We start from the raw sequence: 22,524 nt of genomic DNA on the forward strand, positions 1-22,524 counted from the left end.
ACTGTAACGGTCGCCGGGATGGGGCGATGTAACAGGCAGGGGGTCGCCATGACCATTGCTGCGCCTGTCCAACCGGAGGTCGAGCCGCCGCCGGTGCCTGCGCCCGAGCCGGCCAACCTGCGGACGATCGGCGCCTTTCTCGCCGTCCTCCTGCTGCTTTGGCTGGCGATGAACGAGCTCAGCCTGTTGTCGGCCGGTTTCCTGGCCACCGACGGGACAGCGTGGTCCTTCAACGGGATGTCCGGCCCGAAGGACGGTCCCAGGATCGCGGAGTGGAACAGCATCCTGACCGCCGACCAGTTGCCCTACTGGAAGGAGTTGCTGCGCGACTACCTCGTTCTCGACTGCCTGTTCATCGCCACGTACACGATCGCCTTGTACCGCGTGGTCGCCGGCCGCCCCAAGCTGTGGAAGGCCGTCTTCGCCCTCCCAGCACTCGATCTCCTCGAGAACCTGCTCACCGCGGTACTGCGAAGCAAGCGCTGCGCCGATCGCGACTGCGTGCCCGACGGCCTGGTCCATGGGCTGAGCTGGCTGACAGCCTTGAAGTGGCTGGCGATCCTGGCTCTCGTCGTCCTTGGGCTGATCAAGCTCAAGGACCAGACGCTCCGGCGGATGCGGCGGGCCCTTTATATCCAGCGTTTCAGCCTCCTCGCGTTCCTGCCGATCGCGGCGATGAGCATCGTGCCGGGCAGCAATGTGCTCGACCAGTTGCCCGACGTACAACGCCGTTGGCTGGATCGAGGACCGGGCCTCGGCCACGCGGCGGCGGCCGCTGTTGTCTACCTGGTGCTCTTGATGCCGACGATCTTCGTGCTCGGCAGACTTCGCAGCGACTGGGCGCTCCGGCGGGTGCGCGGTCAAGGGCTGTGGCCGTTCTACGACGGGCCGGGGCAGGCGAACGAACGCCGCTACGACCGCAAGCTCTGGCTGGTCGGGCCGATCCTGCTGCCGATCCTCGCCGTGGTGACCTGGCTGACGGGCGGGGGCACAGTGTTCTTGGTGCGATTGGCGATCTTCTGTGCCATTCCCCTGCTGGTGGTGGGGCTTTCCCACTGGCTGCAGGACAAGCCTGGACGGCATCCGCGGCCCTTGCACGACGTCTATCCGGAGTACCCGAAGGACGTGATGGCCGCCGGGGACGCGATCGCTGTCGCCTCGCTGTCACTGGCCGGACTGGGCATGATCCGCGCGTTCTCCGCGGTGACCGCCCTTGATCTGGTCGACCTGGTTCCGCCTCCGCACGTACGGCCGTTGATCGCGCTGCTGGTCGGTGCCGTTCTGGCGGTCGCGCCGTGGTTCGCGGCCGGCCCGGCGCTGCGAACGATTGCCGACTGGGACAGCGCGAGTGGGATCCGCGGATCGATCGGCCGTTTCCTGACGCCCGGCAAGAACACTCAACAGGACTCCGGGATCAACATCACCCCGCTGGCCCCGGTGCGGATCGGGTTGCTGTTGATCTCCGTGGCCACTTTTCTCTTGCTGGCCTGGAAACCTCGCCAGGTCGGCGACCTCTTCGGGGTGCTTGCGGCAGCGATTCTCGCTCTGAGTGTGCTGGTCACGATGGTCGGCGTGATGGTGGTCTATGCGCAGGACCGGCAGCCGCCCGAGCTCTTCCAGTCCGGCCCCGAGTGGCTGCGAACGAGGTCGACTCCGATCATCACGGTGCTGGTCATCGGGCTGGTGCTGACCAGTCTGGCCGGTGGGAAGAACGACATCCATCCGGTCACCGCCCGTGGAGTCGTGCCGGCGCGGCCGACGATGCAGCAGGCGTTCGACGCCTGGCTGAAGCAGGACGCCGGGTGCAGCGTCCCGCTCACCGGTCATCCTGGGCTCTCGGTCCGGCCGATGTTGATGATCGCGGCCGAAGGTGGCGGCATCCGCGCGGCGTACTGGACGGCGGCGACGCTCGGGCGCATCAGTGCCGCGGGCGGTGGATGTGGCGGGCACTCCGCGCTGTTCTCGACGGGTGCGAGCGGCGGCGCACTCGGGTTGAGCCTGGGCCGGTTCACCACCGATCCGGCGGCCGCGGCCAAGTCCATCACGGGCCATCAGGCGCTCAGCGCCGCGATGATCTCGTTGCTGACCGGCGATCTGCTGGCCACCGGCACCGGGCTGCGGTTCGACGCCGATTCGCCGTACCGTGATCCACAACGTCAGCCACTGGACCGGGCCGGGCTGATGGAGACCTCATGGGAAAACATCCTGCCGGGCATTCGTACGCCGTTCCTCGCAGCAGACAGCAGCACTGCGGCCGATGACGGCGCCAGAACCGTGACCGGCCAGCTCGTGCTCAACTCAACGGTCGTTCGCGACGGCTGCATCGCCCTGGTGAGTCAGGTGGATCTGTCCGCCGGAGCCCGGTCCGCGAACGGTACGCCGGTCTGCGGGTCCGAGGGAGCGGGTGCGCACAACTACGACTTCTTCGGCTTGTACGGCCGGCACACTGGCGACGCCGCGAAGGAGTGCGTCGGAGACCTTCCCGCCTTGTCCGCCACGATGCTCGCGAACCGCTTTCCCTATGTGACACCCTCCGGTACTGCGGCGCGCTGCCGCGGACTGGATCCGGCCCAGTTGGTCGACGGTGGATACACCGACAACACCGGCCTGGGCACCATCGTCGACCTTGCGCCGCAGTGGATCACGCTGGTCAAGAACCACAACGATCAGGTCGCCCAAGGAGGCGCCGGGCAGTTCGTCGTACCGATGGTCGTGTACGTCGAGAACGGGACGGGCCCTGACTTCAGCACCGGGCGCAGGGAATCACTGCACGACAGCCGGGTGCCGGCCGGTACGGGTCGAGTCTGGCCGTCGGACTTTTTCTTGCTGCCGAGGGGAGCGGTGCCGCTCGTTCCTGAGGTGGTAGTGCCGTTGGTCACGAAGTTTGTGACTGCCAAGGGAGACAGCACCAGCAGCCCTGAGCTGCTTTCGGAGGTCGCGCGCAGGTTGCAGCCGGAATCGCTGTGTACGTCGTCGGCGCTCTGCGACCAGCTTCGGTCGCAGAAACTGCTGCCGAACAACGTTTTCGTGGTGCATCAAAGCAAGCAGCCGTCGCTGTCGGCGCCGCTCGGGTGGGTGTTGTCCGAGAGCAGCCAGAGCGATCTGAACGGTGACCTGACGATGCAGGCGGAGAAGGGTTGCCCGGCTCCCTGCGCCGCGTACCCGACCCTGCACGATCTCGTCGACATCCTCAGGCCACCGCCGCCGAAGCCCTAGCGGAAGACGCCCGCCAGCTCGGGCCAACGTGCGGTCTTCGCGTAGACAGGCACGACGTCGAGCGGGACCTCGCGAGTGACCTGGCCGGTGCCGACCGATTCGCCCGTCCAGACATCGGTCCAGTCGCCTGCTGGGAGGTATGTCGTCCAGGTGGTCGCGCCCGGCTCGAGGACCGGATTGACGAGCAGGTCGTCGCCGAGCAGGTACTGGTGTTGGTGATTCCAGACTTCGGGGTCGTCGCCGTGATCGAAGAAGAGCGGACGCATCAGCGGGCGGTCGGTGCTGATCGTCTTGGCGGTCTGCTCGGTCAGGTAGGGGACGAGGCGTTCGCGGAGTTCGGCGTACCCGCGGAACAGGGGGACTACGCGCTCGTCTCCGGTCGTCTCCGCGACGTGCCACGGCGTACGGTCGCGCAGCGGGAGCTGGTGGTGGTTGAATTCCGAGTGGTACTGCATGATCGGCATGAAGACCGACGCGGCGGCCGCTCGCAGGTACAGCTCGGCGTCGGGGACCGGGCCGGAGAAGCCGGCCAGATCCCAGCCCCAGTAGACGATTCCGCACGACGCCGCGGTCAGGCCGGCAGTCACCGACGAGCGGAACGCCTCCCAGGTGGAGTCCTCGTCGCCCGCCCAGAAGATCCCGTGAGCCTGCGATCCGGTGAACCCGGAGCGGGAGAACGTCACCGGCGCCTTGCCGGCCGATCGGAGCAGGTCGCCGAACGTGCGGGCGTAGTGCACCGGGAACAAGTTGTTGCCCTCAGCACCGAGTCGCCCGTCGGCGTACCGGAGGTCGTGGCCCCACGCGTGCTCGCCGCCGTCGGTCTTGAAGCCGTCGACGTCGAGGTCCTCGACCAGGTAGCGGCGCTTCTCGGTCCACCAGTCGCGCGTGCGCTGGACCGACAGGTCGGGCATGAGCGCCTTCGGGAACCACCAGCCGCGGTTGTGGTACGGCGTACCGTCGGACTCCAGTACTGCGTGGCCGTCGCGCACCATCGCCTCGGCGTCGGCCGCGACCTGGCCGGTGCTGAACTCCGTTTTCTGCAAGGGGATCTGCCAGAGGATGACCTTGATGCCACGGGCGTGCAGCTCGTCGATCATCGCCTTCGGATCCGGCCAGGCGCCGTCCGCGCGGTACTCGAAGTCGGCCGCCTTGTGGGCACTTCCGTCGGCGGTCACCTCGTAGCGGGCATCGCGCCAGATGGTGATGCCCTCCTCGTCGCTCCAGGCCTCGATCACCACGGCGCCGACCGGGATCGCCAGGTCGCGGTGCGCGTCCATCCGCGCCATCACCAGCTCCTGGGTGTTCCACTCGTTGCCTGAGGCCCACAATCGGAAGACCCAGTCGGGCAGCTCCTCGGCCCGGCCCACCTCGTCCAGGAACTGCTTCAGGACCGCGGTCGGATCACCTTCGTAGATCGCCAGGTCGACCACCGGCTCGTCGCCCAGCTCCACCTCGACCACCAGCTCGCGGTCGTCCGAGGAGTACCACGTACGCCGAGAGGTCCGAACGTGGAAACCCCATCCTTCCCCGTTCTCACCAACCACGTGCGCGAAGGGCATCGGCAAATACGTCCGCCCGTGCACCCCCTGCGACTTGTACTGCTCGAACACCACCGCATCCAGCTGCTTCCCCCGCTGGTCCAGTACGTCGTACCTCTCCCCAAACCCAACCAGGTGATCCCCACGCCGCAGCCCCAACCTGAACCGCGCCCTATGCACCCCGACCGCAGAGACCAGCCACTCAACCTCCCGCACCCGGTCCCCACCACCTCGCACTTCACCGCGCCCACCCACCCACTCAGCCGGCGCCACCTCGAACCACTCGGTCGAGGTGGTCTCACCTGCAAGGTGGTAGGCGCGGAAGCGGTAGCGGGTGGGGGTGGTGATGGGGGGTGTTGTCACGGACCAGGCGTGTTCGGCGCCCAAGGCGTTGGCTTGGGCTTCGCTGAGGTGGCCTTCGCCGCCGGCTAGGGCTGCAGCGTCGGCGGTGTTCGCCTTGGCCGGTTTGAGTTCAAGCTCGAGGTCGCCCCACTCGCACACCACTCGGGTTACGTCAGGGGACCCGACTACGCCCAGGCGGACCGGAGTACCGGTCAGCGGCAGGACTGGGACGCGTTGGTCGGGGGAGGTGGCGTAGGGGTGCTCTATGCCGTGCGGGCGGTGGGTGATCATCGAGCGTCCTTCGTAGTGATGCCGAGTTCGTCGGCGAGGATCAGGTACATCCCGTGCGACCAGAGCAGCGGAGTCGCGACCGTGCCCCAGCGGGCGATCCATTCGTCACGGGATCCCGGGTGGAGGAGGTGATGCGGCACCTGCTCAGGTAGATCGCCGTGTTCATCCGCCTGGTCCGCGATCCAGCGAAGGTGCCGCAGCGCGCCGGCCGTATCGCCCGCGACAGCGAGGTTCCAGCCGAGCAGCGCGGACAGCAGGATCCACTGACCGCCGCCGTAGAACACATCCGCGGTGAACCGATGCACCCCGCCGTCGAAGTCGAGATCCTTCGCCACGGCAGCACGCGTCATCGCCGCCACATCGTCGTCGGGAGCAACCAACCCGAACGGTACGACGCACGCCGGCAACGACCCGTCGACCGCAGAACTCCCGAGCCACTTCACCAGATGCCCGTCCACGATGCCCTCTGCCGTCACCAGCGAACGGATGTCGGCGGCAACCTTCAACGCCGCCGCCGACCACGGCGCCGACCGCAACGCCTCACAGGTGCCGACGGCAACCAATCCGCCATGGATCGCCCCCAGCGTGGAGACATGCCGATGCTCGACATGCTCCTCCCACCAGTCGTAACAAGGCCGGTCCCAGAACGCCACCAGGTAGTCGACAGCGACGTCGATCCCGTCCCGCCACGGCGACAGGTCCAGCCCGTGCCGCGTAGCGTGGGTGACCACCGACCAGAGCCACATCCCGTAGCCGTCGGTCTGGAAGTCCCACCACGGATCGGATCCGTCGTTCCCGTCGAAGGTGAACCGGGTCGGCAGCATCGCCTCGTTCGGCGGCACCTCGCCCCGACCGAGCGCCGCGCGCAGAGAGTCCACCTGCGCGCGGCGACGACGCAGTACGTCGTTCACCCAGTCGTGGAAGCGCCCCGCCGAGACCAGATCGCCGTACCGGGAGATGCCCTCGGCGGTGAACGAGCCGTCGCGCAGCCAGGCATAGCCCCGGTACGCCGAGAAGGTGGGCGCGGCGGGATAGGCGCCGCCCGCATCCTGGTGCTCGGTGATCACGGCGTGGCTGTGCTCGGCCAAGGAGCGCAGGCGACTGAGTTCGGACAGGTCCAGGGCGGCGATCATCGATTCCTTCACTTCTTCAGCAGGCCGTTGACCTTGGTCTGGGCATCCGCGAGCGCCTTCTCCACCGGCTTACGGCCGGCCGCGGCGGAGGTGAGTTCCTGGGTGACCAGGTCCTGCATCTCCTGCTGACGCTCGATCACCGGCGGCAGGACGGTGTCCTCGAGCGCGGTGAAGACAGCCTTGCGGTTGGCCGGCTTCTTCTGGTCCAGGTACGGCGCAAGCTTCGCCTCGTCGGCGACCGGCGGCAGCTCCCACGAGGTGGCCAGCCGGGTCTTGGTGGTGTCGTCCGAGGACGCCAGGAAGGTGACCCACTTCTGCGCTGCCTCGGCGTTCTTGGACGCGGCCGAGACGACCAGGCCGTTCACGAACATCGCCGACGCCTTCTTGGTGTTACCCGGCTCGACCACGACGTCCCAGTCGAACGGCGCGTCGGTCATCGCGGAGAACATCCAGATCCCGGTGTGCCACATCGCGAGCTTGCCGGACTTGAACAGCTTCGAGTCGAAGTCCGGCGTACCGGCTCCGTCGGCCTCGGTCGGCATCGTCTTGCCGACCTTGTCGATCAGGAACTTGGCCGCCTCGACACCTTGCGGCGAGTTGAAGGTCGCCTCGGTCCGGTCGGCGTTCAAGAACTCGCCACCGTTCTGCGCGAGCACCTTGTAGAACTCGTTGTACGACACGGGCTGGTAGTCGCCCCAGGTCTTCGTCGCCTTGTTGGTCAGCTTGACCGCGGCGGCCTGCTCGTCCTTCCAGGTCCAGTCGGCGGTCGGCTCGGCGACCCCGGCCTTCTTGAAGAGCGCCTTGTTGTAGAACAGGACGACGTTGGAGAACGACTCCGGTACGCCGTACTGCTTGCCGCCGTCGTTGAACGCGTCCACCAGGGACTTCTTGTACGCCGCGGTGTCCACGTTCTTCAGCTCGGCCAGCGAACCGTTCTTCGCGTACGTCACGAAGTTCTCGTAGTTCAGCTCGAACGCGTCGGCCGCGGTGCCACCAGCCACCGAGGTCTGCAGCTTCGTGAAGTAGTCCGCGTACGGCACTGTCTCGACCTGGACGGTGATGTTCGGGTTGGCGGTCTGGAAGGCGTTGACGATTGCCGTCAGGTCCTTCTCGTGGCCGTCGTTGGAGGAGAAGTTCATGTAGCGGACGACGCTCTTGCCTTCCGGCGCGGCGGCCTCCTTGGTCGCCGAGCCCTGGCCGCACGCGGTCAGGGTGAGTGCGAGCGCTGCGGTCAGGCCGAGGCCCACGGTCTTGAGGTGACGCATGGCGGTTCCTACTTTCTCTGTTACTTGATGCCTGTGTGGGCGACACCGGCGATGATGTGGCGCTGCGCGAGCAGGTACACGATGGCGATCGGCACGATCGAGACGACGGAGCCCGCCATCACGACGTCCCACTGGGTGGTGAACTGGCCCTGCAACGTGGACAGGCCCAGCGGAAGGGTCATGAACTCCGGCGACCGGATCACGACCAGCGGCCAGAGGAAGCTGTTCCAGCTGCCCATGAACGCGAACACCGCGACGGTGGCCAGGGCCGGCCGGATCAGCGGCAACACGATGGTGGTGAAGATCCGCAGGTGGCCGGCGCCGTCGATGGTGGCGGCCTCGTCGAGTTCCGTCGGGACGCCGATGACGGCCTGGCGGAGCAGGAACACCCCGAACGCCGAGGCGATCGTGGGTGCCAGCAACGCGAAGTACGTGTCCTGCAGGTTCAGGGTCTTCATCTCGATGAACAGCGGGACGACGAGCACCTGCAGCGGCACCATCAAGGTGGCCAGGTAGAACCCGAAGATCACGTTCTTCAGCGGGAAGTGCAACCGCGCGAAGCCGTACGCCGCCATCGAGCCGGTGACGAGTTGCAGCACCGTGGAGACCACCGCGACGCCGAGCGAGTTCAGGATGATCCGCCAGATCGGCATCGCGTCCAGCAGGGTGCGATAGGCGTTCAGCGTCGGGTTGTCGACGAAGACGGTCGGGCCGTCGGCCAGTGATCCTTCCGGCGTGATCGAGGTGATCACGGTCCACAGGAACGGGAAGAGCATGATCGCCGCGCCGACCAGCACAGCGGCGTACAGGGCGAGCTTCGCCGGGAGAGACCTGCTGTCACGCATAGTGCACCCACCGGCGCTGGCCGCGGATCTGGAAGACGGTGATGATGAGGATGACTGCGAAGAGGATCCAGGAGAGCGCGGATGCCTCGCCGGCGCGGCCGTAGCGGAAGGTGAGGTCGTAGATCTGGCCGACCACGACCTGGCTCGAGCCGGCCGGGCCGCCGGCCGTCATCACGTACACCTGGTCGAAGACCTGGAAGCCGTTGATCAACGAGATCACCACCACGAAGAAGGTCGAGGGCGACAGCAGCGGCAGGGTGATCCGCCAGAACCGTTGCCAGGCGTTCGATCCGTCCACCTTCGCCGCTTCGTGGACGTCGGTCGGGATCGACTGCAGTCCCGCCAGCAGGATCACCATCACGAATCCGAGGTCCTTCCAGGCCGACGAGAGGATCACCGCCGGGAGCGCCCAGTGCGGGTCGGTCCACCAGCCCGGCTGGGGGAGACCCAGTCCACCGAGGAGCTGGTTGACCAACCCGTTTGTTGGATTGAGCAACCATTTCCAGACGAGAGCGACGACGACCCAGCTGGTGACGACCGGGAGGAAGTAGGTCGCTCGCAGGAAGGAGCGTCCCTTCAGCTTCTGGTTGAGCGCGAGTGCGAGCAGCAGCCCACCGGCGTACACGATCGGCAGGTAGCCGACGACGTAGATCAGCGTGTGCAGGAAGACGCGTCGCGTCATCTCGTCGCCGAGCAGGTTGGTGTAGTTCTTGAGCCCGACCCACTCCATCGGCGAGATCAGATTCCACTTGTGCAAACTCACCCACAAGCTGGACACCATCGGCACCAACGTGAAGATGAAGAGCGGTATCGCACTGGGCAGCAGGAAGAACAACACCCAGCCGAGCTTCTTCAGCTTCTGAGTTCTCGTACTGCGACGACGCGAGGTCGGCGCGTGGCCGCCGTCGCCTCCGCGCCTGCGGCTCGCGGTGACTGAGCTGAGGGAAGGCGGTGTGGCGGAGGTGTCCGGCACTTGTTCGGTTACTGCACTCAGCGGTTGGCCAGCGGCTGTGCCGCCTCTGCGGCTCATCCCGCGCCCAGCCGGGCTCGGACGAGGCGGCTTTGTTCGCCGCCGTTGCCGGCTGAGTCGAAGGGGCTGGACAGCACCAGCGAGGCGGCGCCGCGGGCCCACTGGACCTCCGTCCACGGCTCCACCACCACGGGTACCGCTTTGCGGGCCGGAAGCAACGATCGCCGGAACGACGGCTCGAACCCGGTCTCCCAGAACTCCCACCCGTCCACTCCCTCACCCATCAACACCACCACCTCGGGATCCACCGTGTGAATCACCCCGGCCAACGCCCGCCCGAGCATCGAGCCCGCTTCTTCGAAGATCTGCCGCGCGCCGGTATCCCCATTGATTGCCGCACGCAACAACGTCACCGCGGTACCGCGCGGCCCGATCACGCCCCGAGCCCGAGCCGTCCGCTGCAACCCCGCGCTCCCGATATGCGCTTCGAGACACCCCGTGGACCCACAAGTGCACGGCGGCTCGCCTTCGGCGAGACCACCTGAGGTGGTGGGGGAGGAGACGGCCGCGCCCCCGGAACTCCTGCCGGCTGCGCCGGCGGAGGCTGTGCCTGAGGAAGACGCATCGCCCCGGTTCCTGCCGGCTGCGGCGGCAGAGGCTGTGGCTGAGGGAGGCGCGTCGCCCCGGCTGCTGCCGGCTGGGCCGGCGGAGGCTGTGGCTGAGGAAGGCGCGTCGCCCCGGCTCCTGCCGGTTGCGCCGGCGGAGATGGTCGCCGTCGGCCAGACCGGGATGTGGCCGATTTCGCCGGCTCCGCCGTTGGCGCCTCGGTAGATGCCGCCGTCGACGACGATGCCGCAGCCGATACCGCGACCGATGGTGATCACCAGGTACGACGAATGGTCGCGCCCGATGCCGTAGAGACGCTCGGCGGCAGCAAGGGTGTTGACGTCATTGTCGACCAGAACCGGCGTACCGATCGCGGCCCGTAGTACGGGCCCGACTCGTGCGGCCTGCCAACCCAGCGTCGGCGCATCGACGACACCCGATGCCTGCGAGTCCACCGCCCCCGGTACGCCGACGCCGACGCCGAGCAGTGTGTCGTCGAGCTCCGCGACCTGCTTGGCAAGGATCTGCCCGAGTCGCTCGATCGCGTCGCCGGCGGCCGGGTCGTACTCGATCTCCGTCGACGAGCGCACCGTCCCGTCCAACTCGACGGTCACCACCGCGACATGATCGGCCGTCACCTTGGCGCCGAGCGCGACCCCGGCGTCCCGCACCAACCCGAGCAACCGCGACGGCCGGCCGCCCTTCGACGGCACCGACTCCAGCTCCTCGACCAGCCCGCGCGCGATCAGGTCCTTGGTCACCTGCGTGACGGTCGCCGGACTCAACCCGAGCGCTCGCGCAATATCGGTCCGCGCCGTAGGTCCCTGTGTCCCCAGCAACCCGACGATGCCCGACGGCACCAGGTCGCCCCGGGGAACAGGCCCTTGCAGGTTCACCACAGCGACGCTCCCGACTTAGTTTGGCACTAAATTTAGCCAAAAACTAAGCCGATCCAGAACGGCTGTCAAGACCTCGGACTCAGGCGACGTGGCTGGCGGGAGCCTCCGTGCGGGCGAAGAGCCGGTCGAAGACCGCAACCCGGTCGAACTGCAACGCGTACGCTCGTGCGCGCTGTTCGGCTGCCGCCCGCTGCTCGGAGGACCAGTCGCACACCACTTCGTCGAGCACTGTCCGTAGCCTGGCCGGGTCGCGTTGCGGCACCAGCAGGGCCGTATCGCCGACCGCCTCGGGTACGCCGCCGGTCGCGCACGTGATGATCGGTCCACCACCCGCGAGAGCCTTCTCGACCAGCGCGATCCCGAACGTCTCGACGAACTCCGGCTGCTCACGGGTCGGCAGCACGAACGCGGCGCTCCCGGCCATCAGAGCAGGCTTCTCCGCGTCGTCCACGTCGGTCAGCACCCGCACCCGATCGCCCAGGCCCGCTGCCGCCACCCGCGCCACCACCTCGGCCTCTTGCGGCCCGCGACCCGCGAGGACCAGTTGCACCCGCTCGGCCGACCTCGACCCGGCGTACGCGTCGATCAGGTCGTCGATCCCCTTCGCCGAGGCAATCCTCGACAGGAACAGCACGTACCCGTCCCGCTGAAGTCCACGTCTGGCAAGGGTTTCGGCGATCCTGTCATCGGTGAGCGACAGGTACGACCAGGAATCGACCGCCGGGTAGGAGATCGCGATGCGCTCGCGGCACCGCTGGGCGAACGTCGTACCGTGCAATCCGTCGAGTGTGGCCGCAGAGGCGACGATCAGCTCCTTGGTGTACTCCGAGACTGCCACGCAGTGGTCGGCTGCCAAGTAAACCGACAGGATGTGCGCGGCTGCTCCGAACCGGCCGGTGTTCACGCACTCGCGCACCACGTTGGTGATGTCGGACCCCACCGCCTCGGCGATCGTCGTGACCCGTGCGGGGCCGAGTTGGCGCGCCACCTGAACGGCCTCCTGTACGGCGATGGCGTGTGGGCTCAGGTACAGCGACATCGCCACCGTCGGCACGCCGTCGCTGAACAGCTCGACCAGCCGTCCGATCAGCCCGGACAGGTAGCGCCCGTCCGGAACCCGGTAGTCGCCAACGGGCTCGGGTCGCTCCACGGTGATACCAGGGCTGTACGGCAGCACGCCGTCGAGCGGCTTCAACGGCAGGCCGGCCGCCTCCAGCGCATCCAACGGCCAGGTCACGATCCGCACGTCGTCGAAGCCGCGAGTGAGCGCTACCTCCGCGAGGCACCTGGCCTCACCTGAGTGCCCGCAGATCACCGGGTCGGCGCGGACGACCAGGACAAGCCGGCGGTCGGGCTCCGACGGATCATCGTTGATGCTCATGCATCACCTCCCGTGGCGGGCAGTGGGTCGGACGTGGACGGTGGCCTGATCCGGGTGCCCCAGCCGGAGGGCTGAGGGCCGAGCTCGATGTGCAGGTTGCGGATGTGCCGCAGCTCCCGGCCGGAGATCCACGGGCGTTCGAGTGCCTTGCCGTTGACCGCGACGGACTGGACGTAGGAAACCGGTCCGCCTGCCTCGACCGGCTCGAGTCCTGTGGTGGTGATCGACAGGTCGCCGTCGGGTAGCTGGATCGTGGACTCCGCCACGGCCGGCGCGCTGACCAGGAACAGGTTCTGCCCGGCCACCGGGAACAGCCCGAGCGTCGCCAACACGTACCACGCGGACAGCCCGCCCGAATCGTCGTTCCCTGGCAGCCCGCCCCGGCCGGTGCCGAACTGGTTGGCGACGACGGCATGCACGACCTCTGCGGTTCGGTCCGGTCGGCCCGCGTAGTGGTACGACCACGGCGCCTCGTAGTCCGGTTCGTTGTTCAGTCCCTCGAACCGGCACAGGGCGTATCCCGCGTCCATCTCGGCCACGCTCGGCGCGACCCCTGGCTGGGTGACCGGCGCGGCGTCGTACCCGAAGAACCGGTCGAGCAGTGCCACGAATGCCTCGTCGCCGCCGGCGAGCGCGATCCGGGCGCGCATGTCGTGCAGCAGCCGGAAGGAGTAGTTCCACCGGCCACCCTCGTAGAACGTCGAGTCGCGCAACAGACCCGTCCCCGGGTCGTACGCCGCCCGCCAGCCATGGGCGAGGTCGCTCAACTGCTGGGCCAGGGGCCGGTCGCGCAGCTTCCGGGCGACCGCCGCGGTGCAGTGGTAGGCATAAGCCAGGTCGAGGGTGTGGCTGATCGGGTGCGCCACGCCATGCACCAGATAGTCCTCGCCGTACGTCCGACGCAGGTCCATCTCCAGGTGCACCATGGCCCAGTCCCAATCGATCCCCGGCAGATCCAGTTGGCACAGGTCGGCCAGGAAGGTGTGCGCGAGCGCGCTGCCCTGCCGCGAGAACCGGTCGGCGCCCTTGGCCATCCGGTAGCCGATCGGCAGATTGCCCTCCTGCTCGCAGATCGACAGCATCGAGTTGGCCAGGGCGACCGAGCGTTCTGGGAACAGTGTCGTCATCAGCGGAAGCTGAGTGCGGTAGATGTCCCACATGGTGCAGATGTCGAAGGCGTAGGGGCCGCTGGTCGTCCACGGACTCTCGTCCGGGGCGAAGCACGGCTTGACCAGTGAGTGGTAGAGCGCGGTACCGAAAACCGTTGCCTGGTCATCGGATCCGGCCTTGATCTGGATTTTGCCGAGGTGTTCGCGCCAGGTGGCCGCAGTGCTGACGCGCCGCTCGGCGAAGGTGGCCTGGCTGCGGCCGACGTCCGTGTGCAGGTTGTCGCGGGCAGCCTCGCAACCGCGCAACGAAAACCCCAGCCGTACTTCGATGGTCTGCTCGGCGCGCGACGGGCCCATGAACATCAGCCCGAACGGCCGCAACGTGGTCGGCCGGATGTAGTCGAAGTCGAGCCGGGTACCGCCGGGCATCAGCCGCCGGTCGTACCACAGCAGCTGCCGCCAGCCCGGCGCATCGACCTCCAAGTGCACGGCCAGCGGGACACCCTCGACATGGATCTCCCCTTGAGCCACTCCCGGCTCCAGCATCGCCAGATGCGCCTTCAGCGGCACAGTCCGCCCGTGCGGGATGGCCAGCCCACCGGTCGAGGCGTCGATGACGATCCGCGCGGCGTCATGCGCCGGAAAGGTGTACCGATGAACGGCCGACTTCGGCCCCACCGTCACCTCACAACGCACCCCCGAACTCAACGTCGCCGCGTAGTACCCAGGCTCGGCCACCTCGTCCAACAGCTCCCACGTAGTACCCAGCTCATCAAGCGGCCCCAGCATCGGCGTGACCCGAAAGTAGTTGTAATACTTGCGAATCGCCCCAGTACCGGACTGCTGGAAGTGCGTGAACCCCGAGGCGACCGGCCGGTCGTACAGCAGCCCCGGCACCCCCTCGGTGTTGAAGTCGTACAACCCGTACCCCGTCGGATAGGCCCCCGAATACGCACACGCCGACACCATCCCGAACGGATGCACAGCCCCCGGATGCGTATTCCCAACCTGAGGCTTAGGCCACCACCACCGCGCAGCCAACCCCACCGGCGCCGGCAACTCAGTAGCCCCGCTCCCCACAAACGGGTCCACGTGCTCGTACATGAGCTCACCGCCTCACGCGCCCGACAGGAACCCTCAAGGTAAGAAGCCCATGTTTCGGCTGGATGGACCGCAGGAGACGCGCAGGTTACGGGAACCAGGGGGCTGAACTGTTGACCAGCCGCCTGTGCTGGGGTTAGCGTCCGGGGGACTTCCTTCGGTGACCTTAGTAAGGGGTGGGGATGCAGCCGGTGCGGGTGGGGAGCAAGGAGTTGATCCGGGAGATCAACTCTTCGCTGGTGCTCGGGGAGCTTCGGGGTGGGTTGGTTTCCCGGACCGAGTTGGCCAGGCGGACCGGGTTGAGCCTGCCTACTGTGTCCGAGATTGTTGGGGAGTTGCTTGGCAACGGGGTGATCGAAGAGAGGGAGACCGCGAGTTCTGGGGGTGGGCGGCGGCCGGTGTTGCTCGGGCTGAAGGCTGATGCGGGGTATGTGATCGGCATCAAGCTGACCGAGACGCGGGTGATCGCAGTACTGACCGATCTCAACGCGGGAATCGTTGAGCGGGCCACGGCCGAGGTCGCGACTAGCGACGTCGGCACCGTAGTACGGACTGTTGCCAAGACCGTGCGGTCGCTTAAAGGCGGCAGGCTCGTGTACGGCGTGGGCGTCGGCGTGGCCGGCGTGATCGACCGGGCCGGCGGGGTGGTCCGGCACGGGACGTACTCCGACTGGCACGACGTGGAGCTTGCGGCGTTGCTGGAGAAGAAGCTCGGGCTGCCGGTGGTGGTGGACAACGACGTCAACACCCTGGTGGCGAACGAGCAATGGTTCGGGGCCGGGCGGGGTGTGTCCGACGTCGCGGTGGTCAGTATCGGCCGCGGTATCGGCCTCGGCATGGTTCTGGACGGCAGGCTGTACCGCGGTGCCGGTGGCGGCGCGGGGGAGTTCGGCCATACCAAAGTCGTTGCCGACGGCCCCTTGTGTGACTGCGGCGGCAGCGGCTGCCTGGAGGCGCTGATCGGTGAGCCGGCGATCTGCGCCCGGGCCGGGACCGCCACGATCGAGGAAGCGATCGACAAAGCCCGTCAAGGCGATGAGACGACGGTAAAGATCTTCGACCAAGTCGGCCGAACCCTGGGGACGGCCGTCGGCAACCTGGTGAATCTTCTCAATCCGAAGCTGATCGTCCTCGCCGGGGAAGGCACCCGCGCCGCGGACCTGTTCCTGCCCGGCTTCGACGACGCACTGCGCAGCACCGTCTTCGACGGCCTCCAGCGAGACCTGGAGATCGTCGTGGACGACTGGGACGACGAGGCCTGGGCGCAAGGCGCCGCGGGTCTCTTCCTGGGCGAGCTGTTCCAGCCGAACCTGCGACCGGACGAGGCCGGCAGGCCCTCGCTCACCGCCAGATCGGCGAGCTGACACCCGCCCCCGACAACCCATCCCCGGCCCACCCGAGGCCGGTGCGACCAAGCAAGTCCACCCATCCCGGCCCGGGCCACCCGGGGCCGGCGCGACCAGCAACTCCACCCGGCCGGCTTGCCCAGCCGCCGGCGACACACCACACCCACGTCCGGTCGCCGACCGGAGAGAAGTGAGGCCGTAGATGAGGCATGCCGTCACGCCGCGAAGGCGGTGGACCGCTGCGTTCCTGGTGCTCGCAGCGCTGATCTTCCAATTCACCCCGGCCCCCGCCTGGGCCGGCACGCTGACCGGCGTCTTCCACGCGCCGTACGGCGCCGACGAGTTGTACAACACCACTGCCACCGAGCGGGCGCCGCGCGACCCGATGGCCGGCGAGGCGGTGCAGATCAAGGCCACCACCTGGCCGATCTCGCCCGGGCAGACGGTCTGGATCACCTGGACGAAGAACGGCGTGAACCAGACGCCGATCGGGGCGTCGTTCGACTACAACAGTGGCAACAACACGTACTGGAAGGTCGGTCTCGGCACCTTCGCGCGCGGCGACCAGATCACCTACACGGTGAACGCCGACGTGGACGGCGCGAACCAGAAGACCACCGGCCCGTTCTCGTTCGCGGTGACGTCGTACTCCGGTACCGGCAACGTCTCCGGCTTCGTCAACAACGGCACCAGCGTCGACGTGACCACCGGCGACACCGCGGGCAGCTTCACGCCGAAGGTGCGCTTCGCGTTCCCCGCGATCGACCGGTTCCATGTCCAGGTCGCTCCGACCGGGAGCGGTCTCAACATCACCGGCTCCTCGGCGTACACGGTGACCGACAGCGCGGGCACCCTCCAGATCGCCACCACGAAGGTGGTCCTCAAGATCCAGAAGTCGCCCTATCGGGTAGCCGTCTACAAGGGCGACGGTACGACGCTGATCGCCCGGCAGTACGACCCGGCCACCTTCCGCAACACCGGCTGGGCCAGCGACGGCAGTACGACGGTCACCAAGGTCGAGGACCACTGGCTGTCCCCGACCACCGAGCGCTTCGAAGGCCTCGGCGAGCGGTACGACGCGTTGAACCAGCGCGGTAAAGACGTCAGCAACTACGTCTACAACCAGTACCAGGACCAGGGCCCGACCGCGCGCACGTACCTCAGCGTCCCGTTCGTGACCAACTCGGCCGGCTACGGCATCTACGTCCCGAGCACCCGGTACTCCGTGTTCAACCTCGGCACGCATTTCAGCGATATGGCGGGCTTCACCGTCGACACGGGCGGCGCGCTCAACTCGACCGTCGACTACTACTTCTTCACCGGTACGCGGGCCGAGATCCTCGACCAGTACACCGCGACCACCGCGCGGCCCAAGCTGCCGCCGAAGTGGTCGTTCGGGCTCTGGGGTTCCGCGAACGAGTGGAACACCCAGGCGGAGGTCAACGCCGAACTCGCCAACATGACCTCGAACCAGATCCCGCACACCGCGATGGTGCTCGAGCAGTGGAGCGACGAGGCGACCTTCTACCTGTGGCACGGCGCGACCTACACCCCGAAGCCGGGGAACCAGGCGCTCACCTACGCGGACCTGACCTTCCCGGCCGGTGGTGAGTGGACCGATCCCAAGGCGATGGTGACGGCCGCGCACAACCAGGGCGTGAAGATGGTGCTTTGGCAGATCCCGGTCCTGAAACAGGACTTCGACACCAACCCGTCGACACCGCCGCAGCAGCACATCAACGACCGCGACTATGCCGTTGCCCAGGGCTACGTTCTCGGCGACGGTGCCGGTGGTCCGTACCGGATCCCGGCCGGCCAGTGGTTCGGCAACAGCACGGTGCCGGACTTCACCAACACCGCGGCGACGAACTGGTGGATGAGCAAGCGCTCCTACCTGTTCGACGACATCGGCATCGACGGACTCAAGACGGACGGCAGCGAGGCGGTCTTCGGCCGCAACGTGACGAGCAACTCGGGCCGCAAGGGCGACGAACTGCACAACGGCTACCCGAACGAGTACACCAGGGCCTACAACGACTTCGTCACCACGAAGAAGGGTGCCCAGGGCACCTTGTTCAGCCGCGGCGGTACGTCGGGCGCGCAGGCGAATTCGATCTTCTGGGCCGGTGACCAGGCATCCACCTTCGACGCCTTCCAGCAGGCCGTCCGGGCCGGTCAGAGCGCCGGGGCGAGTGGCATCCCGTTCTGGTCCTGGGACCTCGGCGGCTTCACCGGGACGTTCCCGAGCAGCGAGCTCTACCTGCGGGCCGCCGCGCAGGCGACCTTCGCGCCGATCATGCAGTACCACTCGGAGAAGTCGAACCCGGCGGTCTCCGAAGCCCGTACGCCGTGGAACGTGCAGGCCCGCTCGGGTGACTCGACCGTGGTGCCGAAGTTCCGCAAGTTCGCCAACACCCGGATGAACCTGATTCCCTACCTCTACACGGAAGCCAAGAACGCTTCCACCACAGGGCTTCCGATGATGCAGGCGATGAGCATCGCCTACCCGAACGACGCGACCGCGGCCGCGCAGGATCAGCAGTACATGTTCGGCCGTCAGTTGCTGGTGGCACCGATCACCACGCAGGGCGCGACCAGTAAGAACGTCTACCTGCCGGCCGGCGAGTGGTACGACTTCTGGAACGGCGGCCGCGCTCAAGGCGCCGGAACCAAGGTCTACAACGCCGACACCGGCACCATCCCCGTCTACGCCAAGGCCGGCGCGATCGTCCCGCTCAACTTGAACGCGAACTACGACCTCGGCGGCAACATCGGCAACAGCGTCGACAACTACACCAACCTGGCGTTCCGCATCTACCCGTCCGGTACGACGAGCTACGGGTACTTCGAGGACTCGGCGAACCAGACCCGCACGGTCACCTCGACCGAGAACTTCGCCGCTCACCAGGTCACCGTCAGCGTGCCGCCGCTGGCCACGAAGAGCACGTTGCAGGTCGCGTCGTCGAAGCCGACGAGCGTGACGAAGGACGGTACGACGATGACCGCGCACGCGACTCTCGCCGCTCTGCAAGGTGCGACCGAGGGGTGGTACTGGGACCCGGTCCAGCAGCTCACGCTGATCAAGACCGCGTCGAGCGCAAGCGCGCGGAGCGTAGTACTGAACGGCGTGGACAAGGCCGGCTACGAGGCCGAGTTCGGTACGAACACCGGTACGACGACGAACACGGATCACCCGGGCTACACCGGAACGGGTTTCGTAGACGGCTTCGAGACTGCTGGTGACAACGTCTCGATCGACGCGAACGCCGACGTCACTGGCAGCCACGTGATCAAGCTGCGCTACTCCAACGGCGCGGCGACCACCGCAATCCGCACGATCCAGATCGACGGCGTGAGCGTCGGCACGGTCAATCTGCCGAGCACCGGTAACTGGGACACGTGGGGAACGGCAACGCTGACAACCAGCCTCACCGCCGGTAAACGCGTGGTCAAAGTGTTGTACGGCTCAGGCGGTATCAACCTCGACAACGTGACGGTGGCACGCCCATGAAGCGTTTAGCAGCTTTCCTGTTACTGATTCCATTGCTGGTAGTCCTGCCGACTCAAACTGCGCAGGCCGCGGTACAAAGAGTTCAGTTCACTGCCGGAGGCAACTATCTGGTGGTGGAGTTCCTCGACGACGATCTCGTGCATTTCGAGCTGGGAGCGGGAGCTGGCCCGGGGAGTGGTTCGCCGATCTTCACGACCGACCAGATCGCCAAGACCAACTACACCGGCCCGACCACCTTCAATCAGACCGGGAACACCTTGACGACGGCCGGGCTCAAGGTGGACGTCAACGCGACCACGCTCTGTGCGACCGTCACCGACATCACCCGGTCGCCGCAGCTGTTGCTCAACACGACGTGTCCGCGAAACCTCAGCCAGGCGTGGAAAGGGCTGAGTTTCACGAAGTCGTCGATGCAGAACGCGTACGGGCTCGGTGAGCAGTTCTTCATGGGTGGCAGTGCCGACGGCGACTGGGTCGGCCGGCAGCGCACGAGTGGTCCCTACGGCAACGCGATGCTCTACGACACCGACAACGGCCCGGTCGGCAACGCACAGATCCCGGTACTGTTCGCGGTCGGTGCGAACACCACCAACTACGGGATGTTCGTCGACCAGGTCTACAAGCAGGACTGGAACCTGACCGGCGATCCCTGGACGATGGACACGTACGGCGATCAGCTCCGCTGGTACGTGATGAGCGGCCCGGATCTGCCCGACCTGCGCAAGGACTATCTCGAGCTGACCGGTCGCCCGCCGGTGCCGCCGAAGAAGGCGTTCGGGTTGTGGATGTCGGAGTACGGCTACGACAACTGGAACGAGATCGACACGACGCTGAGCGGGCTGCGGGCGAACAACTTCCCGACCGACGGCGTGATGCTGGACGTGAACTGGTTCGGCGGTGTCACGGCCGGCTCCGACAACACCCGGATGGGCACGCTGGACTGGGATCCGGTGAACTTCCCGAACGCGGCGGCCAAGCTGGCGACGTACAAGAACACCAACGGCGTCGGCGTGATGACGATCGAGGAGTCGTACGTCGGCAAGAACCTGCCCGAGCACACCGACATGGCGAATTCCGGCTACCTGATCAGAGCCGGCTGCTCGAGTTGCAGCCCGTCGTACCTGACCGGGAACGACTGGTGGGGCCGCGGCGGCATGATCGACTGGACCCAGCCCGCCGCCAGCGCGCACTGGCACACCACCCAGCGGCAGCCGTTGATCAACGACGGCGTGATGGGTCACTGGCTCGACCTCGGCGAGCCGGAGATGTACGACTCGAACGACTGGACGTCGGGAGTCCTGGCCGGCAAGCACGCGCACTCCGACTACCACAACCTCTACAACCTGGAGTGGGCCAAGGGGATCGCGAAAGGCTATACGGACAACGCGGTCCAGCAGCGACCGTTCATGCTCGCGCGCTCCGCGGCCGGCGGCATCCAGCGCACCGGTACGGCGATGTGGTCCGGCGACATCGGCTCGAAGCTGACCGCGCTCGCGGACCAGCAGAACGTCCAGATGCAGATGTCGATGTCCGGGATCGACTACTTCGGCTCCGACATCGGTGGCTTCCGCCGGGAGATGCTCAACTCCGACCTGAACGAGCTCTACACCCAGTGGTTCGCGAACTCGTCCTGGTTCGACGTACCGATCCGGCCGCACACCGAGAACCTCTGCAACTGCGCGGAGACCTCGCCGGACTCGATCGGCGACGTACCGAGCAACCTGGCGAACCTGCGGCAGCGCTACGAGCTCACGCCGTACTACTACTCCCTGGCCCACAAGGCCTACACGACCGGCGAACCGCTGATGCCGCCGCTGGTCTACCAGTACCAGAACGACCCGAACGTGCGGGAGACCGGTCACGAGAAGCTGATCGGCAAGGACCTGCTCGTCGGTGTCGCGGCGGGCGCGAACCAGCGCAAGCGGGACGTCTACCTGCCGGCCGGGACCTGGTACGACTACTACACCAACACCAAGACGGTGAGCACCGGACAGAACCTGACCGACGTACCGCTGTGGCGCAACGGCAAGTTCCAGCTCCCCGCCTACGCCAGAGCAGGCGCGATCATCCCGAAGATGTACGTCGACGACCAGACCATGAACGTGCTGGGCAAGCGCGCCGACGGTACGACGCGCAACGAACTGGTGGCCCGGGTGTACTCCGACCCGACCGCGTCGTCGTTCACGCTCGCCGAGGACGACGGCTCCACCATCGGCTACCAGACCGGCTCCAAGCGGACCACCGACCTGACCCAGTCGCGATCAGGCAGTACTGCGACCGTCGGCATCGCGGCCGCCTCGGGCACCTACACCGGAGCACCGAGCAGCCGCTCGAACGTGGTCGAACTGGTGGCCGACACCCAGGCCTCGGCCGTGACGCTCAACGGGTCGGCGCTCACGCAGTACGCGAACAAGGCAGCCTTCGACGCGGCCGCCAGCGGCTGGTACAACGCCGGCGGCAACCTCGTCGTCGCCAAGTCGGCCTCGCTGGCAGTGAGTACGGCGAAGTCGTTCGTCTTCACCCTCGGCCAGGCGGTCGTCTCCAAGACGTTCAGCTGCAGCAACGGGACCACGACGACCGGCCAGTCCGTGTACGTCGTCGGCAGCGTGCCGCAGCTCGGCGCCTGGTCGGTCGCGAGCGCGGTGAAGCTGGCGCCGACCAGCTACCCGACCTGGACCGGCACGATCAGCAACCTGCCGCCGAACACCTCGGTGGAATGGAAGTGCATCAAGCGGCAGGAGGCGAACTACCCGGCCACGGCAGACCTATGGGGGCCGGACCCGAACATCACCTTCACCACGCCGGCGACAGGCAGTGGTGGAACTACTACTGGCGGGTTCTGACTTCTCTCACCGATCAGCGGGCTGTGGCACAGCGATGCCAGTGTCACAGCCCGCGACGGCGTCTGAGACCCTGGTAACGGCCTTCCATGTCCTGAGTAAGGACTTAGTGAAGATTGGCTGCTGACGGC

General features: G+C 67.0%; 12 protein-coding genes. 4 read left to right on the plus strand and 8 right to left on the minus strand.

The window, feature by feature from the left end:
* Window positions 1-48 precede the first annotated feature (48 nt).
* A complete protein-coding gene (locus tag DIZ26_RS36635) occupies window positions 49-3,216 on the plus strand; it encodes a hypothetical protein (protein WP_112249170.1) in 3,168 nt (1,055 codons plus the stop codon).
* Here DIZ26_RS36635 and DIZ26_RS36640 read toward each other — a convergent pair.
* The 8 genes from DIZ26_RS36640 to DIZ26_RS36680 form a co-directional block, all read right to left on the minus strand.
* Window positions 3,213-5,387: a glycoside hydrolase family 31 protein gene (locus tag DIZ26_RS36640; RefSeq protein WP_112249171.1), complete on the minus strand. Its 2,175-nt coding sequence runs from the start codon at window positions 5,385-5,387 to the stop codon at window positions 3,213-3,215. The genes DIZ26_RS36635 and DIZ26_RS36640 overlap by 4 nt on opposite strands.
* The gene (locus DIZ26_RS36645) at window positions 5,384-6,520 is read right to left on the minus strand and encodes a glycoside hydrolase family 15 protein (protein ID WP_232828945.1); all 1,137 of its coding nucleotides are present in this window, start codon (window positions 6,518-6,520) and stop codon (window positions 5,384-5,386) included. The genes DIZ26_RS36640 and DIZ26_RS36645 overlap by 4 nt, the downstream gene beginning before the upstream one ends.
* Before the next feature lie 8 nt (window positions 6,521-6,528).
* On the minus strand, window positions 6,529-7,785 hold the full coding sequence (locus DIZ26_RS36650; RefSeq protein ID WP_112249173.1) for an ABC transporter substrate-binding protein: 1,257 nt from the start codon (window positions 7,783-7,785) through the stop codon (window positions 6,529-6,531).
* Between the two features lie 20 nt (window positions 7,786-7,805).
* Window positions 7,806-8,630, minus strand: a complete 825-nt coding sequence (locus DIZ26_RS36655) for a carbohydrate ABC transporter permease (protein ID WP_112249174.1) — start codon at window positions 8,628-8,630, stop codon at window positions 7,806-7,808.
* Window positions 8,623-9,603 (minus strand): carbohydrate ABC transporter permease, encoded by a 981-nt coding sequence (locus DIZ26_RS36660; RefSeq protein WP_232828947.1) that lies wholly within the window; start codon window positions 9,601-9,603, stop codon window positions 8,623-8,625. The genes DIZ26_RS36655 and DIZ26_RS36660 overlap by 8 nt, the downstream gene beginning before the upstream one ends.
* A 53-nt stretch (window positions 9,604-9,656) precedes the next feature.
* Complete coding sequence (locus tag DIZ26_RS38500) at window positions 9,657-11,102, minus strand: ROK family transcriptional regulator (protein WP_232828949.1); 1,446 nt, start codon at window positions 11,100-11,102, stop codon at window positions 9,657-9,659.
* 82 nt (window positions 11,103-11,184) lie between these two features.
* Complete coding sequence (locus DIZ26_RS36675) at window positions 11,185-12,486, minus strand: glycosyltransferase (RefSeq protein ID WP_112249175.1); 1,302 nt, start codon at window positions 12,484-12,486, stop codon at window positions 11,185-11,187.
* On the minus strand, window positions 12,483-14,699 hold the full coding sequence (locus tag DIZ26_RS36680) for a glycoside hydrolase domain-containing protein (protein ID WP_112249176.1): 2,217 nt from the start codon (window positions 14,697-14,699) through the stop codon (window positions 12,483-12,485). Before DIZ26_RS36680 ends, DIZ26_RS36675 begins: the two co-directional genes overlap by 4 nt.
* Before the next feature lie 179 nt (window positions 14,700-14,878).
* Here DIZ26_RS36680 and DIZ26_RS36685 point away from each other — a divergent pair, with 179 nt between their 5' ends.
* From DIZ26_RS36685 to DIZ26_RS36695, 3 genes are all read left to right on the plus strand, one after another.
* Window positions 14,879-16,060, plus strand: coding sequence for an ROK family transcriptional regulator (locus tag DIZ26_RS36685; protein ID WP_112249177.1), 1,182 nt, complete (start codon window positions 14,879-14,881; stop codon window positions 16,058-16,060).
* A gap of 184 nt (window positions 16,061-16,244) precedes the next feature.
* Window positions 16,245-19,553, plus strand: coding sequence for a TIM-barrel domain-containing protein (locus DIZ26_RS36690; RefSeq protein WP_112249178.1), 3,309 nt, complete (start codon window positions 16,245-16,247; stop codon window positions 19,551-19,553).
* Between the two features lie 113 nt (window positions 19,554-19,666).
* Window positions 19,667-22,396 carry a TIM-barrel domain-containing protein gene (locus DIZ26_RS36695; protein WP_232828951.1) on the plus strand — a complete coding sequence of 910 codons (2,730 nt, stop codon included), beginning with the start codon at window positions 19,667-19,669 and terminating at the stop codon, window positions 22,394-22,396.
* Window positions 22,397-22,524: the final 128 nt, after the last annotated feature.

It is taken from the genome of Kribbella monticola (assembly GCF_003261635.1).
In the GTDB taxonomy this organism is placed as follows: domain Bacteria; phylum Actinomycetota; class Actinomycetes; order Propionibacteriales; family Kribbellaceae; genus Kribbella; species Kribbella monticola.

Excerpts from the sequence above, each read along its gene's own strand:
- DIZ26_RS36635 (WP_112249170.1), top strand. The coding sequence starts at position 49 with ATGACCATTGCTGCGCCTGTCCAACCGGAGGTCGAGCCGCCGCCGGTG.
- DIZ26_RS36640 (WP_112249171.1), bottom strand. The coding sequence starts at position 5,387 with ATGATCACCCACCGCCCGCACGGCATAGAGCACCCCTACGCCACCTCC.
- DIZ26_RS36645 (WP_232828945.1), bottom strand. The coding sequence starts at position 6,520 with ATGATCGCCGCCCTGGACCTGTCCGAACTCAGTCGCCTGCGCTCCTTG.
- DIZ26_RS36650 (WP_112249173.1), bottom strand. The coding sequence starts at position 7,785 with ATGCGTCACCTCAAGACCGTGGGCCTCGGCCTGACCGCAGCGCTCGCA.
- DIZ26_RS36655 (WP_112249174.1), bottom strand. The coding sequence starts at position 8,630 with ATGCGTGACAGCAGGTCTCTCCCGGCGAAGCTCGCCCTGTACGCCGCT.
- DIZ26_RS36675 (WP_112249175.1), bottom strand. The coding sequence starts at position 12,486 with ATGAGCATCAACGATGATCCGTCGGAGCCCGACCGCCGGCTTGTCCTG.
- DIZ26_RS36680 (WP_112249176.1), bottom strand. The coding sequence starts at position 14,699 with ATGTACGAGCACGTGGACCCGTTTGTGGGGAGCGGGGCTACTGAGTTG.
- DIZ26_RS36685 (WP_112249177.1), top strand. The coding sequence starts at position 14,879 with ATGCAGCCGGTGCGGGTGGGGAGCAAGGAGTTGATCCGGGAGATCAAC.
- DIZ26_RS36690 (WP_112249178.1), top strand. The coding sequence starts at position 16,245 with ATGAGGCATGCCGTCACGCCGCGAAGGCGGTGGACCGCTGCGTTCCTG.